Raw genomic sequence first — 13,745 nt, forward strand, 5'->3', positions numbered from 1 at the left:
TGCCCTGTCCCGCGCTGCCGTGGCCGGCGCCTGTGCGCTGGCCCTTGCCTTGGCTGGCTGCGACAAGGTGCCCAAGCCCAAGGCCCAGGAGGCGCCGCCTCCTGCTGTGGCCCCTGCCCCTGCGCCAGCCCGATAGCCAAGCAGCGGATCAATCGACCTTGATATTGCGCGCCTTGACCACGCGGCTGTAGATCTCCGCATCGCGGCGCACCATGGCGGCCATCTCGGTGCGCGTCGCGCCCAGGGGTTCGCTGTGCAGCTCCCGGATGCGGCGCGAGAGGTCAGGGTCCTTGCTCGCCTCCACCATCAGCGCGTTGAAGCGCGTCAGGATGGGCTGCGGCGTGGCCGCGGGCGCCCAGATGCCGTGCCAGGACATCATGGAGAAGCCGGGCATCACCTCCGACAGCGTGGGCACGTCGGGCAGGGCGGGGTGGCGCGTGGGGCCCGAATAGGCGAGCGCCTGCACCTTGCCGCTGCTGATGAGCTGGTAGCCCGTGGCGATGGGTTCCATCAGCGTGTCCACCTGGCCGCCCACCAGATCGGCGATGGGGCTGGCGCGGTAGGGCACGTGCAGCATGTCGATGCCGACCTCGTCCTTGAGCGACTCCACGATCAGCTGCGAAGGGCTGCCTGCGCCGTAGGAGGCATGCGAGTAGGTGCCCGGCTTGGCCTTGGCGGCGGCCACCATGTCCTTGACGGTCTTGGCCGGGAACTTGTTGGTCGCTATCAGCACCAGGCCCTGGCGCATGGTGGTGGCCACGGGCACCAGGTCCTTGTCGGGGTCGAAGGGCAGCTTGCTGTAGATGTAGGGGTTGATGGTGAAGGCCGTGGACAGGTTGTACACGAAGGTGTAGCCGTCCGCCGGCGACTTGGCCACCGCGTCCGAGGCCAGGTTGCCCGCCGTGCCGGGCCGGTTGTCGATCACCAGCGGCACGCCGAGCTTCTTGCCCACGTAGTCGCCGTACATGCGGGCAAAGATGTCCGGCGGCGTGCCGGGCGCAAAGCCCACCACGATCTTGATGGGCTTGTTCGGCCACTCGGCCCCCTGGGCCAGGGCGGTGCCGCCCAGCAGTGCGCCGGTGGCCAGCACCAGCATCGTCTTCATCAGCATTTTTCTGCGCATGGCTTGTCTCCTGTTGCGGGTCATTCATGCCCGCTTGTGTGGTTGGCTTGCTTGCTTGGAATACCTGCGGTGCCTCGCCGCCATGGCGCGCGCCGCGTCGTGTGGATCGCTCCGTCCCTCGGTCAATCGATGGCGTCACTCCTTTCGGACCGGGCATGGCTGCGCCAGAGCCGCCGCCGATCCGCGCGGGCTGTGGGGTGGGGGATTCATGGCTGGTTGCGGGGTCTAGTCCACCTGGGCGCCGGAGCGTTTCACGGCCTCGCCCCATTTGGCGATTTCGGCCGTGCCGAAGGCAGCCATCTCGGCGGCATTCATCGCAGCCGGCTCGATCCCCTGGGCTGCGAGCTTGTCGCGCACCTCGGCCTGGGCCAGCACGGCCTGCGTGGCATCGCGCAGCGGGTCGCGCTGCGCGGCCGGCATGGAGGCGGGCGCATACAGCATGAACCAGGCGACCAGGTCGAAATCGGCCACGCCCTGCTCGGCCAGCGTGGGCACGTCGGGGGCAGCCGCGCTGCGCCTGGCGCTCGATGCACCCAGCGCGCGCAGCTTGCCCGCGCGGATGTGCGGCAGCACGGCGGCCGGGTGGTAGAACATGAACTGCACGTTGCCGCCCATCAGCTCGGTGAGCGCCTGCGCGCCGTCGCGGTAGGGCACGTGCACGAAGTCCTTGGCCAGGCGGATGTTCAGCGTTTCGCCCGCCAGGTGGCCCGAGGTTCCGTTGCCCGCCGAGGCAAAGCTCACGGCCTTGCCGCTGGCCTGGCGCAGGTCGGCCACACTTTTCCAGGGCGCGCTGGCCGGCACCACCAGCAGGGTGGGCGTGGCGCCCGCAAAGCCCAGCGGCACGAAGTCGCGCACGGGCTGGTAGGGCAGCTTCTTGTACAGCGTGGGGTTGATGGCGTGCGTGCCCACGGTGCCCATGAGCAGGGTGTTCGCATCGGCGCCGGCGCGCGCCACCATCTCGCTGCCGATGGTGCCGCCCGCGCCGGGCTTGTTCTCCACCACCACCGTCTGCCCGAGCTGGCGGCCCAGGGCCTCCGCCAGCACGCGGCCCACGATGTCGGTCGAGGTGCCGGCCGCAAAGGGCACGACGAGCTTCAAGGGGCGGCCATTGCCCTGGGCGCTGGCACCGGCGGCCAGCAGGGCCAGGGTGGTGGCGGCGAGGATCTGGCGGCGCTTCATGGCGCCTCCCCAAAGCCTGCGGGCACCTCACCCTCGTACTGCAGCTCGCGCGTGGCCTGGTAGGACAAGGCGAAGCCGCTGGGCGTCTCGGCCTCCTCGGCCAGGTGGGCGATCAGCCCTGCCGTGCGCGCCAGGATGGGCACGCCGCGCAGCGAGGCCACGGGGAAGCCCACGCCCATCAGCACCGCCGGGATGGCGGCCGAGACGTTCAGGCGCAGCTCCTTGCCCACGATGCCCGGGATCACCTTTTCCAGCGCCTGGGCGATCTGCACGTAGCGCAGGTCGGCGCCGGCCTCGGTGGCCACGGCGATGAGCCGGCCCACGCGCGGGTCCACCTCCTTGTGCAAGGGGTGGCCGTAGCCCGGGATGGCGCGGCGCGCGGCCTTGAGTTCGGTGACGACCGCGGTGGCGGCCTCGTCGAGCGTGGCACCGGCATCGACGCGCGCCGCCACGTCGGCGAACATGCGGCCCGCCGTTTCCGAGGCGCCCAGGATCACCGAGCCACAGCCCAGGATGCCGGCCGCCACTGCGCCCTGCAGCGCATCGGGCGCCGCCGCGAAGGTCATGCGGCTGGCCTGCACGCTGGGCACCAGGCCGTGCTCGGCAATCGCCACCAGGGTGGCGTTGAGCACCGCGCTGCAGGCCGCATCGGGCTTGCGGCCGGTGAGCAGCAGAAAGAAATAGTCGGCAAACGACAGGTGGCCGATCAGGTCCTGGCACAGGTCCTCGCCGCGCACGACGATGGTGTGCTCGTCCGAGGTGCAGATGGCGGTGCGCGGGACGGTGGATTTTCCGATTTTCATGGGGCGGGTCTCAGTGTTGGGGTTCGAGGCGGAAGTCGTAGTGCGCCGACCAGTACGGAGCGGCCTGGGCCGTGCCGTCGGGCGCCTGGCCCGCGGCGTGCTGCTCGAAGTCCACGATCAGGCTGGGCCGCACGCCGAACACCGCGTCCGAATCGATGTAGGGGCTGTTCGCGACGAACAGGTGGGTGGTCACCCGCGCATGCCCCGGGGCCGAGACCATCATGTGGATATGGCCCGGCCGGTTGGGGTGGCGGCCCATGCCGTCGAGCATGCGGCCCACCGGGCCGTCCACCGGCACGGGGTAGAAGCTCGGGCGGATGGACCAGAACCAGTAGCGGCCTTGGGCATCCGTGCGGATGCGGGCGCGTGCCGCCATGCCCGAGCCTTCGACCTGCATGTCGTACACGCCCTCGCCATCGCCCGACCAGATGTCGAGCAGCGCGCCGGCCAGGGGCTGGCCGTGCGTGTCGGTCACGCGGCCGCTATAGAAGGTGGGCTCGCCCTTCACGCCTTCGGACAGGTTGGCGCCCAGCGGCAACTCGGGCGCACCCTCCCAGTAGTAGGGGCCCTGCACCGTGGCCTCGGTGGCTTCGGTCATGCGCTGGCTGCCCTTGGCGTGGGCCGTGGCGCGCAACTGGTCGAGCATCACCACCATCATCGAGGCGCCCAGCGTGTCCGACAGCAAAATGAATTCCTGCCGCTGGCCCGTGCAGGCCTTGCCCACGGCGGTGAGGAATTCGATGCCCTGCATCCATTCCTCGGGCTTCAGGTCCACCTCGCGGATGAAGGCGTGCAGGTGCGTGACCAGGGAGCGCATGATCTCGGCAAAGCGCGGGTCGCCCGCACCCTCCAGGCGCTGCAGCACGGCCTGGGTCAACTCGTTCTCGTTCGATGGGGTCATTGTTCTTGTCTCCGGATGGTTGTTGTGCAGTGATCGTCAGGTGGGCTGCCCGAGCCGCTCGCGTATCGGCCCGAGGATGGCCGCGTTGTCGGCCCCCAGCGTGGGCGGCGCCGTGACTTCCAGTGCGCGTTCGCCGTCGAAGCTCACGGGCGAGCGGATGGTGCGCCAAGTGCCGCCCTCGGGGTGGGTGGTGCTCACTTCCAGCTGCAGGTGGCGGGCCTGCGGGTCCTGCATGGCCTCGCGGGTGTCGTACATGGGGGCGTGGGGCACGTCCTCGGCTTCGAGCCGGGCGCACCAGGTGGCGCGCGGCTGCGTGCGGAACAGGCCGCCCAGCAAATCGATCAGGTCCTCCTGGTGCACGATGCGCGCCTCGCGCGTGGCAAAGCGCGGGTCGTCGAACAGGCGCGGGCGCTCGATGGCGTTGGCCAGGCCCTGCCAGAACTTCTCGGGCGAGGACATGTGCAGCGCGATCCACAGCCCGTCGGCGCATTCGAGCACGTAGGACTGCGAGACGCTGGGCCGGCTGTAGGGGCCCATGACCTCGTCTTCCGAGAAGTAGTGCGTGAACGCGTCGAGGTTGAAGTGGCACATGGCTTCGAGCATGGACACCTCGACCTTGCGGCCCACACCCGTGCGCCCGCGCTCCACGATGGCGCCCAGCACGCCGTAGGCGGCGTAGAAGCCGGTCATCGCATCGGCCAGCGCCGGGCCCACCACGCGCGGGTTGGCGGGGTTCACCAGCAGCTTGAGGAAGGCGCTCGCGGCCTGGGCCACGGTGTCGTAGGCGGGGCGCCCCGAGGCCGGGCCGGTCTGGCCGAAGCCGCTGATCGCGCAGTACACCAGGCGCGGGTTCAGGCCACGCAGCCGGGCCTCGCCCGCGCCCAGCCGGTCGGCCGCGCCGGGGCGAAAGTTCTGGATGTAGACGTCCGCGTCCTTCACCAGCTCGTCGAACACGGCCGCGTCCTCGGGCAGCTTGGGGTTGAGCGTGATGCTGCGCTTGTTACGGTTGTAGGTCTGAAAGTGCGGGCTGTAGAGCCCGCCGCGGAAGGCGCGGAACGGGTCGCCCGCGCCGGGCTGCTCGATCTTGATGACCTCGGCGCCCAGGTCGGCCAGGAACATGCCTGCCGCCGGGCCCGTGATGAACGTGCCTTGTTCCAGCACCTTGATGCCACTGAGGACTTTGTGCACCTCGTTGTCTCCTGTCGTTGTGTGGGGCCCCGCAGGGGGGCTGTGAGCGAATGTAGGGTGCACGCAGGATTCCTGGAAATGATTGTTTTTCATGGTTACCATCGATGGCATCGATCAACTAGGAACGTCAACACGTTCTCGGACCTCCATGGAACTGAGGCATCTGCGCTACTTCATCGCCCTGGCCGGCTCGCTCAACTTCACGCGCGCGGCCGAGCGGCTGCACGTGACGCAGTCCACGCTGTCGCACCAGATCAAGCAGTTGGAGGACGAGATCGGCGCCGCGCTGTTCGACCGCGCGGGCAAGCGCGTGGCGCTGACCGAGGCGGGCGACGAGTTCCTGCACCATTGCACCAAGGCGCTGCGCGAGATCGACCTGGGCCTGGGGGCCCTGCGCCAGAACAGCTCCGAGGCCGTGGGCGAGCTGCACATCGGCTCCACCCACACCTTCAACCTGGGCTTCATCCCGGGCTGCATCGCGGCCTTCCACGAGCGCCACCCGCGCGTGAAGGTGGTGGTGGAAGAACTCCCGGCCGACCAGATCGCCACGCGCCTGCAGCAGGGCACGCTGGACCTGGGCATCGCCTACCGGCCCGCCGCGCCCGGGCCGCTGCAGTTCGAGCCGCTCTACAACGAGGAGATGGTGCTGGTGGTGGCGCGCGGCCACCCGCTCGCGCGGCGCAAGCGCGTGCGCATGGTGGAGCTGCACCGCATGCCCATGGCGCTGCTGCCCGCAAGCTTTGCCACACGGCAGATGCTCGATGAGTGCTTTCGCTCCTGCGGCGCCGAGCCGCAGGTGGTGGCCGAGATCAACACCCTGGCCCCCATGATGGAGCTGGTGGGCAAGACGCAGCTCGCTTCCATCGTCGCGGCCAATGTGGTGGCTCCGAACTCGGGCCTGGTGGTGGTGCGCCTTGAAAGCCCCACGCCCGTGCGCACGCCGGGCATGCTGTGGTCACCGGGGGCGCGTGAGTCGGTGCCCACGCGCGCCTTTTCCACCATCGTGCGCAAGCTGGCGCTGCATGGCAGCCTGCGGGATGTGGCCAAGCGGCAGGGGCAGGCGGCATGAGGCCTGCCGTTCAATCAACACTTCAGTGGTTCGGCGCGCTGCGCACGCAACTGGCACAGGCCAAGGCCAGTGCCCCCGCGCAAGGGCCGCCCCGCCGCGAAGGCGGCGTATCCAGCGCTTGCGCTGGGGGCGTCCCCCTCCCAGATTGCGAAGCAATATGAGAGAGGGGTGAAGGCGCGAAGCGCCTCAGGGGGGGGTCAGCCAAACTTCACCCAGTGGTTGTCCATGCGTGCGCCGGTGAGTTCCTTGGCGTGTGCATGGGTGAGTGGTGTGGATGCGCGCGCATCTTCCAGCGAGTGCGAGACTCCGGCGGCCCACAAGCGTCCATGGCTGCCCACGGCCAGCGCGCACACTTCTTCCAGCCCCACCAAGCCGCGCCATTGGCCCTCGGGCGTGAAGGTGGCCACGCCCTGGCTGCGCGGGCAGCTCACGGCCCAGCCCTCGGCGGTGCTGGCAATGCTGCCGCCGTAGCCGGCCATGGACTGGCCGGCCGGGCACAGGCGCAAGGCCTTGCCATCGAACAGCGCGAGGATGGGCGCAGCCGCCTTGTCCGCCGCCTCGTCGTGCTCGGCCTGCAGGGCGATGCCCAGCACCGTGCGCTCGGCATTCCAGGCCAGGTGGCGCAGGCTCAGCCGTGGGTCGGGCAGGCGCCACTGGCCTTGCAGCTCGCCGCTCTCGCCGTGCAGCCGCACGATGCTCGAATCCATGGTGTGCAGGTTGCGCTTGACCCGGCCCGTTTCAGGCGCCGTGGGCACGCCGCCGTTGGCCACGATCAGCGTGGGCTTTTCTCCCCGGGCCGCGGGGGCCCAGATCAGCTCGTGCGCATCGATGCCGTGCGTGGCCCACTCGTCCTCGGTCTCCAGGCTGCGCGCATCGCGCTTGGCCACCAGGCTGGCGCCGGTGTCCACATCGGTCTCGGTGGTGTAGAGGTGGCGGCCATCGGCGCTGGCGAGCACATGGCCGTTGAAGGAGCGCGTGGCATCCACCCAGTGCCATTGGGCCTTGGCGGCCGGCTGGCCCGGATGCCAGCGCACCAGCCAGTCGCCGGGACGGCGTGCGGTGGCAAGCAGGCTGCCATCGGGCAACTGGCTGATGCCGTGGGCGCGCGTGGGCACTTCCAGCACATGGCGCGCGCGCAGGGGCGAGGGGCTGCCGGCCTGGGCCGCGAGCACGCCGATGCGGTAGCTCCCATCGGCCTGCTGCCAGGCCCCCAGCAGCTGCATTTCCGTGCCTTGGGGTGCGGCATGCGCGGCCAGGGGCACGGCCGCCAGGCCGCCCATGAACACCAGGGCCTGGCGGCGGCTCAGTGCTGTGCGCACCTCAGTCTCCATCCGCATCTGAAAAACCGATGCTCACCTGCAGCGCAGGGGCGATCTCGGCTTCGGCCAGGCGCTTGAGCGCGGCCAGCTCCTTGGAGGCCTGCAGCACCCGTTCGCCACCGGCCTTGCCCGTGGCACCCGATTGGTCGATGGCCTGCAGGGCCTTGTCCACACGCTGCGTGGTGGCCAGCAGCTGGTCGGCCAGCGGGTTCAGGCCGCGGCCGCGCAAATAGGTTTCCAGCGGCACCAGGGCCTCGCCGGGCGTGGGCGTGGCCGCGCTTTCGGGCAGAACGGCCAGGGTGCGCAGGGCGCTCCATTCGGCCTTCCAGGCGGCAGATGCCTGGCCACTCGCGGCGCGCGGGTACTCGGGCGTGCGCGTGCCCTGGGCGGCGCGCAGCGGTTTTTCCATGTGGGCCCAGCGCAGGCGCTCGATGCCGCCCACCCACTGGTTGATGAATTCGCCCATAGCCGCGGTGGATCGCTCCTGCTCGTCCTCGGCCGCCCAGTCGGTGCCGGCAGCAGCGTCGAAGGCGCCGGCCACGGCCACGGCCTCGCGCTCGATGTCCAGGGCCACTTCCACCGCATAGCTGCAGGCCGGCGATGCCGGCGCGACGGGTTGCGTCCACAGCAGCCATTCGAGCGCCGGCAGGCCCTTGGCGGGCGTGCCCACGCGCTCGAAGGCCTTGGCGCCCTGGGGCTGGGTCTTGACGGCGCGCTCGATCAGGGCGGGGCGCGTGGGCGCAAAGTCCATCTGGCGCTGCGTGCGGCGCGCGATCACGGGGCCCACGGCCACGGCGCCCAGGGTCTCCCAGGCCATCATGCTGCGCTGCCAGGCGCCGCGGGCGTTGGTCAGTGCGGCCTGCGACTGGCCGGCCGGCGCCTCGCACAGCGCACGCACGGCCGGCGCCAGGGCCTGCGCGGCGGCGGCGAACTCCTGCGCACGCGGCTTGCCCCAGTGGCCGTACAGGCTCTGCAGCGCATGCGTGGTGTCGTAGAAGGGCACGGCATTGAGCTTCCAGCCGGTCTGGGCCTGGGCGGGCAGCAGCAGGGCGGCGAGGGCCAGGGCGGCGGCCGTTGCACGAAGGGGGTGGTGTTTCATAGCGACTCCACGAACTTGACCAGCGCATCGCGCTCGGCCTTGTTCATCTTCAGGACCTGGTTCTTTGCCGCTTCGGCCTCGCCGCCATGCCACAGCACGGCCTCGAGCACGCCGCGTGCGCGGCCGTCGTGCAGCAGCCGGGTGTGGCCGTTCACATCCTTGATCAGGCCCGTGCCCCACAGCGGCGGGGTCTTCCACTGCCGGCCATTGGCGGCGAAGTCGGGCCGGTTGTCGGCCAGGCGTTCGCCCATGTCGTGCAGCAGCATGTCGGTGTAGGGCCAGATGCGCTGGCCCGAGAGCGCCTTGCTCGTCAGGTGCGGGAAGGGGCCTTCCTGGGTGACATAGCTCGGCCGGTGGCAGGTGGCGCACTGGGCCTGGGCGAACAGCGCCTGGCCGCGCAGCACCTGGGCGTCCTTGGGGTTGCGGCGCGCGGGCGGCGCCAGCGTGGCCTGGTAGAAGACCACGTCGTCGAAGGTCTTGTCGTCGATCTCCACGCCGGGCTGGCCCTGTGCCGCGGCACTCTTGCCGCTGGGGGCGGCCAGGCAGTCCTTCTGCGTGGGCGTGCAGGTCTCGTTGGCGAAGTGCCTGGAGGTGATGCCCATGTCGCCCTGGAAGGCGCCGCCGGTCTGGTGCGCGATGGTCGCGACATTGCCCTTCCAGCCGAAGCGGCCCAGCATCATCTGGCCCGAGGGCGCGTCCCACACGCGGTTGGGAACGCCCTTGATCGGGCCACCCGCCGCGGCCTGGTCGGCCGCATTGGCAAGGATATCGGCTTCGGCAATGGCTTCGAGCAGGCCCACGCCGATGATCTGCGGCGCGATGCGCGGGCTCGCCATGATCTCGGGGTGCATGGGGCCGTAGCCCAGGTCGGCAAAGCCGTAGCTCGGGTCCAGCAGCTCGTAGGGCGTGCCGTCGGCGAACTTGCCCTTGATGGTCTTGTAGCGCAGGGTCACGCGGCCCTCGGGCTTGACGCCCTGCACGCCCGCGTTGTTGAACTGGTCGCCATAGACCGGGTCGTGCTTGGGGCCGCCATGCGCATCCGTGCCGGGAATGGACAGGCGGATCAGCAGCGCCACCGTGGGGTCCTTGGTGTCACCCAGGCGGTTGAAGATGGCCGGCGGCTCGCCCCGGCCGTCCTGCACGTGGCAGCCGCCGCACGAGCGCGCGATGAAGTGCGGGCCCAGGCCGTCGCGCGCCTTGGTCGAGGCCGGTGCCTCCACCCAGTTGCGGCGGAAGAACGAATTGCCGATCACGAAGCGTGTGCGCTCGGCATCGTCCAGGTTGGCGGCGGGAAAGGAGAAGGCATTGCGGCCCGTGGCGAACACCGTGGTGTTGCCACCGACCTTCTCGCCGAGCGGGTCGGCGGGGGTGTCGGCCATGAGGCCGCCCAGGGCCGCGAGGCCGATGCTGGCAACCGCCAGGCGCAGGGCGCGCCGGCGGTAAGGGGCTTGCAAAGGGAACATGGAACGAAAGGAAAGCGCAGGGAGCCTCAGGGTTGCACCAGCGTGAGCTTGGTGATGCCGATGGCGTTGGCGGCTTCCACGAGGTCCTTGGATTGCTGGGTCAGGCTGTCGATGGTCTTCTGGATGCGCTGGCGGCCCGGCGCATCCTTGCCGCCGATGATCTCACGGTCGAACGGCGCCTGGATGCCTTCGGCGGCCGCCACCGAGGCGGCGATCTGCTGGCTGGTCTTGTCGGCCAGGGCCGGGTTCTTGGCGGCGACCAGGTCGCGCAGCGAAGCGCCCTTGACCAGGCTGCCGTCGGCGCGCTTGTACTCGCCCAGCCAGACGTTCTGGATGCCCTTGGCATTGGTCACGGCGTCGCGGTGCGTGTTGTCGGAGAAGCAGGAGTGCTCGTCTTCCTGGTCCTGGCTATTCAGGGCCACTTCCAGGCGCTCGCCCGCCAGTTCGCCGCGCGAGAGCGAGCCCAGGCCCACGAGCATCTTGCGCACCGACTCCATGTTGCCCTTGGTGAACTTGGCGCGGTAGTTGGACTTGCCCTCGGGCGCCCAGGACTTCACCAGGAAGGACAGGTCGTCGATCAGCAGCTCGGTCACCACGTTCAGGTACTGGCGGCGGCGGTCGGCATTGGGCTTCTTGCCGTCCACGAAGTCCTCGAAGCTGCGGTTGCCCGGGCCGGTTTCCGACAGGTCCTGGCCCCACAGCAGGAACTCGATGGCGTGCCAGCCGGTGGCGATGTTCTCCTCGCCGCCGCGCTCGTTCTGCGCCGCCAGCGCCTTCTTGGTGATGGCGATCTTGCGGTTGTTGATCAGGCCGGCCTTGGGCTTGCCTTCCACGCTGTCCACGTAGGACTCGTCCATGGGCCAGGCGTTCATCCGGCCCTCGGGGCCCTTGTCGTCGTCGATGGGGCCGCCATAGAAGCGAAAGGCCTCGGTCTGGCCATAGAACTCGCGTGCGGCGAGCCAGGTCTTGCGCGCCTCGGCCAGGGCCTCGGCCGATGGCTGGGCCGTGAAGGCCTTGATGGCCGCCTGCATGGCCTTGGCGCTGGTCAGCGTGTCTTCGTAGTTGGCATGCACCAGCGTGGCGTACTGCGCTGCCACCGCCGCAGCCGTCACGGCCTGCTGGGCCTGGGCGGCCGTGCCCTGTGCCTGCGCCACACCCACCAGGCCCAGGGGGCTCGCAGCGATCAGGGCCGCGGCCAGGGTGGTGGTGTGCAACAGCTTGGTTTTCATGCGTTTCTCCTCAAACAACGAAGACGGGTGACAAGGCAGACCTGCCGGGAACGGTCCGGTCCGGCAAGGCGCCAGGCCGTGGGAAGTCCGGTGGAAAGTCCAGTGGGTATCGGTGGGGCGCAAGCCCGCAGGGAAAGGCGGCGCCACGGTGCAGCCCGCCCTTGATCGCAGTGATTATAAGAATGGGTTTTATTTGCATTGGTGCGGGAAGGGAATTTTCCGCTACCCCGGGGCGCGGCGGCCTGCGGCCCACGAAAAAGGGCGGGGCCCTGCATCACTGCAGGGCCCCGCCCAGCCGCGCCAGGCGCGGCATCCCATGACTTGTTTCCCTGCGGCGTTGCCGGTCAGCCCAGGCGTGGCTGCTTGGGGGTGGCCGTGAGGTAGCCCACGGCAGCGCCCGACTTGTTCTTGTAGTTGGCGATGATCAGCGGATCCAGCGTGGGCTTGACCACGTTGTGGATGCTGCCCCAGTCACCGGCGTGCTGGAAGTTGCTCATGATGTAGGTCCAGCCGTTGATCTCGTCCACGGCATGCAGGCCGGTGGATTCGCCGCCCGCGGGGATGGACATCAGGCGCGACAGCTTCTTGGTGTCCACGTTGTAGGCCCACAGGAAGTTGTTCACGTGCTGGCCGCTGTCCTCGCCGATGAACAGGGTGCGCATCTTTTCCGAGAACTTGAGGTTGTCGGGGTTGCCGATGGTGTCGGGGTTGGCCGTGTTGCCCAGCGCGTCGGCCGTGATGTCCTCGCCCACCAGCAGGGCCTTGGTGTCCACGGGCATCCAGTCGCTGTTGATGGCGGCGCCGGCCGTGTCCTTCTGGCCGCCGCGCAGGTTCAGCGCCATCACGGCACCGGCGTTGATGGCCTTGGGCACCGAGACGCCGTTGCCCGCCACGTTCAGCGCGTTGCCGGCCACCATCGAGGTCTGCACGTTCTGCAGCGCCGAGTAGGCGATCTTGTCCTTGGCGTTGACGGTCGTGCCTTCCATCTTGGTGAAGCCCATGCTCGCGCCCACGAAGGCGGCGTAGCGGTGGGTTTCGAGGAAGGCAGCGGCCTTCTCCATGCCGGGCTTGATCTTGATCCACTCTTCCTTGCCGTTGGCCACGATGCGGGTGTAGGTGGCATCGTTCGGGTTGGCCGTGGCCACGGCCATGATGTCCGTGGCCTTGAGCGTGTTGGCCAGGGCTTCGATCTCGGCGCTGTTGGCCGAGCCGAGCTTGATCCAGGTCAGCGGCGCGCCGGCGGTGGCCTTGGCGTCCACCGTGAAGCCGGCGCCGACCTTGGCGGCGTACAGCGTGCCCGAGGACAGGTCCTTCTCGCGGTCGGCCACGAACACGAAGTAGGCACTGTTGGTGGCGTCGTCACCCATCAGCGCGGTGCGCTGGTCGGGCATGACCTGCACCAGCTCGTGCGAGATGCGGCCCATGCAGAAATGCTTCTTGATGCTGGCGGTGCCGTCGGCGTTCACCGTCACTTCGGGCATGTGGCCGTAGTGGTAGGGGTTGGCGCGGCTCGCGTCGCCGTACAGGTTCTTGCTGTAGGCCTGGAACTGGGTGTTGCTGGCGATGGTGAAGGCGTCGGGCTCGTACTCTTCGCTCGACAGGTGCGTGCCCCAGGGCGAGAGGCTGGCGCCGCAGGTGATCCACAGGCCGTGCACCTTGGAGGTGTCCACGTTGTGGTACTTCACCAGGCTCAGTTTGCCGGTGTTGGGGTCCTGGTCCAGCGTGAGCACGGCGATGGGCGAGGGCAGCTTGCCGTACATGTCGGTCTTGCCGTCCTGGGCCCAGGTGGTGTACTCGAACTGCACCACGGCGAACACGTGGTTGCCCTTGACGCCGTCGACCTTGGCGTTGGGCACCGTCAGCAGCGAAGTGCCATCGGGTGCGTCCGAGAAGAACTGGCGCTCCTTGCCGGCCACCGTGGTGTCGATGATGGGCTGGTTGTTGATGTCGTAGTAGCTGCCGGCAACGATGTTGCCACCCTTGACGTTGGCCACCGTGTCGCCGGTGATGAAGAAAGGCTGGTAGGCCAGCGCGTAGCTTTGCACCGAGTTGTCGCTCAGCGTGACCTGCATGGTCGAGCCCACGGTGTTGGTGGCCATGGCGGCCGGGTTGGCTAGCGTGGGGGCGGCCATCGAGGTGAAGGCCGTGGAGACGTAGCTGGCGCCATCGCCGCCGCCGCCACAGGCGGTCAGCAGCGCGGCGGCAGCGCCGCCCGTGGTCAGGGGAAGCAGGGGAATGCCGGCCAGGAATTGGAGGGCCTGGCGGCGCGAAGGGGTGGACGCAGAGGTCATGGTGGAGTGCAGCTTCCGTGGTTTGTTATATGGGTTTTTATAGAGAGCGCTCCGGTGCCCTTGCGCCCTGCGGGCAGGGCC

At 69.2% G+C, this 13,745-nt stretch carries 11 protein-coding genes; 1 reads left to right on the forward strand and 10 read right to left on the reverse strand.

Annotated features, from left to right (window positions below; translation table 11 throughout):
• Positions 1-148: 148 nt before the first annotated feature.
• From AC3WOH_RS10300 to AC3WOH_RS10320, 5 genes are all read right to left on the reverse strand, one after another.
• On the reverse strand, positions 149-1,123 hold the full coding sequence (locus AC3WOH_RS10300) for a Bug family tripartite tricarboxylate transporter substrate binding protein (protein ID WP_492229262.1): 975 nt from the start codon (positions 1,121-1,123) through the stop codon (positions 149-151).
• A 225-nt stretch (positions 1,124-1,348) separates the two neighbouring features.
• Positions 1,349-2,302: a Bug family tripartite tricarboxylate transporter substrate binding protein gene (locus AC3WOH_RS10305; protein WP_492229263.1), complete on the reverse strand. Its 954-nt coding sequence runs from the start codon at positions 2,300-2,302 to the stop codon at positions 1,349-1,351.
• Positions 2,299-3,105, reverse strand: coding sequence for a citryl-CoA lyase (locus AC3WOH_RS10310; protein WP_492229264.1), 807 nt, complete (start codon positions 3,103-3,105; stop codon positions 2,299-2,301). Before AC3WOH_RS10310 ends, AC3WOH_RS10305 begins: the two co-directional genes overlap by 4 nt.
• Before the next feature lie 10 nt (positions 3,106-3,115).
• A complete protein-coding gene (locus tag AC3WOH_RS10315) occupies positions 3,116-4,006 on the reverse strand; it encodes a dioxygenase family protein (protein WP_492229265.1) in 891 nt (296 codons plus the stop codon).
• A gap of 36 nt (positions 4,007-4,042) precedes the next feature.
• Positions 4,043-5,194: a CaiB/BaiF CoA transferase family protein gene (locus AC3WOH_RS10320; protein WP_492229266.1), complete on the reverse strand. Its 1,152-nt coding sequence runs from the start codon at positions 5,192-5,194 to the stop codon at positions 4,043-4,045.
• Positions 5,195-5,342: 148 nt separating this feature from the next.
• Between AC3WOH_RS10320 and AC3WOH_RS10325 the strand changes: the two genes are divergently transcribed.
• Complete coding sequence (locus AC3WOH_RS10325; RefSeq protein ID WP_492229267.1) at positions 5,343-6,263, forward strand: LysR substrate-binding domain-containing protein; 921 nt, start codon at positions 5,343-5,345, stop codon at positions 6,261-6,263.
• 197 nt (positions 6,264-6,460) lie between these two features.
• Here the strand turns inward: AC3WOH_RS10325 and AC3WOH_RS10330 are convergent, their stop codons facing one another.
• The 5 genes from AC3WOH_RS10330 to AC3WOH_RS10350 form a co-directional block, all read right to left on the reverse strand.
• Positions 6,461-7,582 (reverse strand): DUF1513 domain-containing protein, encoded by a 1,122-nt coding sequence (locus tag AC3WOH_RS10330; RefSeq protein WP_492229268.1) that lies wholly within the window; start codon positions 7,580-7,582, stop codon positions 6,461-6,463.
• A gap of 1 nt (position 7,583) precedes the next feature.
• Positions 7,584-8,681, reverse strand: a complete 1,098-nt coding sequence (locus AC3WOH_RS10335) for an imelysin family protein (RefSeq protein ID WP_492229269.1) — start codon at positions 8,679-8,681, stop codon at positions 7,584-7,586.
• Positions 8,678-10,144, reverse strand: a complete 1,467-nt coding sequence (locus tag AC3WOH_RS10340) for a di-heme oxidoreductase family protein (RefSeq protein ID WP_492229270.1) — start codon at positions 10,142-10,144, stop codon at positions 8,678-8,680. The genes AC3WOH_RS10335 and AC3WOH_RS10340 overlap by 4 nt, the downstream gene beginning before the upstream one ends.
• 26 nt (positions 10,145-10,170) lie before the next feature.
• Entirely contained in the window at positions 10,171-11,373 is a 1,203-nt protein-coding gene (locus AC3WOH_RS10345) for an imelysin family protein (protein WP_492229271.1), read from the reverse strand.
• A 344-nt stretch (positions 11,374-11,717) separates the two neighbouring features.
• Positions 11,718-13,664, reverse strand: a complete 1,947-nt coding sequence (locus tag AC3WOH_RS10350; protein WP_492229272.1) for a PhoX family protein — start codon at positions 13,662-13,664, stop codon at positions 11,718-11,720.
• Positions 13,665-13,745: the final 81 nt, after the last annotated feature.

This window comes from Acidovorax sp. FW305-C-20-28, assembly GCF_058783375.1.

Coding starts and splice junctions, on each gene's coding strand:
- AC3WOH_RS10300 (WP_492229262.1), bottom strand. CDS start 1,123: ATGCGCAGAAAAATGCTGATGAAGACGATGCTGGTGCTGGCCACCGGC.
- AC3WOH_RS10325 (WP_492229267.1), top strand. CDS start 5,343: ATGGAACTGAGGCATCTGCGCTACTTCATCGCCCTGGCCGGCTCGCTC.
- AC3WOH_RS10345 (WP_492229271.1), bottom strand. CDS start 11,373: ATGAAAACCAAGCTGTTGCACACCACCACCCTGGCCGCGGCCCTGATC.
- AC3WOH_RS10310 (WP_492229264.1), bottom strand. CDS start 3,105: ATGAAAATCGGAAAATCCACCGTCCCGCGCACCGCCATCTGCACCTCG.
- AC3WOH_RS10350 (WP_492229272.1), bottom strand. CDS start 13,664: ATGACCTCTGCGTCCACCCCTTCGCGCCGCCAGGCCCTCCAATTCCTG.
- AC3WOH_RS10335 (WP_492229269.1), bottom strand. CDS start 8,681: ATGAAACACCACCCCCTTCGTGCAACGGCCGCCGCCCTGGCCCTCGCC.
- AC3WOH_RS10315 (WP_492229265.1), bottom strand. CDS start 4,006: ATGACCCCATCGAACGAGAACGAGTTGACCCAGGCCGTGCTGCAGCGC.
- AC3WOH_RS10340 (WP_492229270.1), bottom strand. CDS start 10,144: ATGTTCCCTTTGCAAGCCCCTTACCGCCGGCGCGCCCTGCGCCTGGCG.
- AC3WOH_RS10305 (WP_492229263.1), bottom strand. CDS start 2,302: ATGAAGCGCCGCCAGATCCTCGCCGCCACCACCCTGGCCCTGCTGGCC.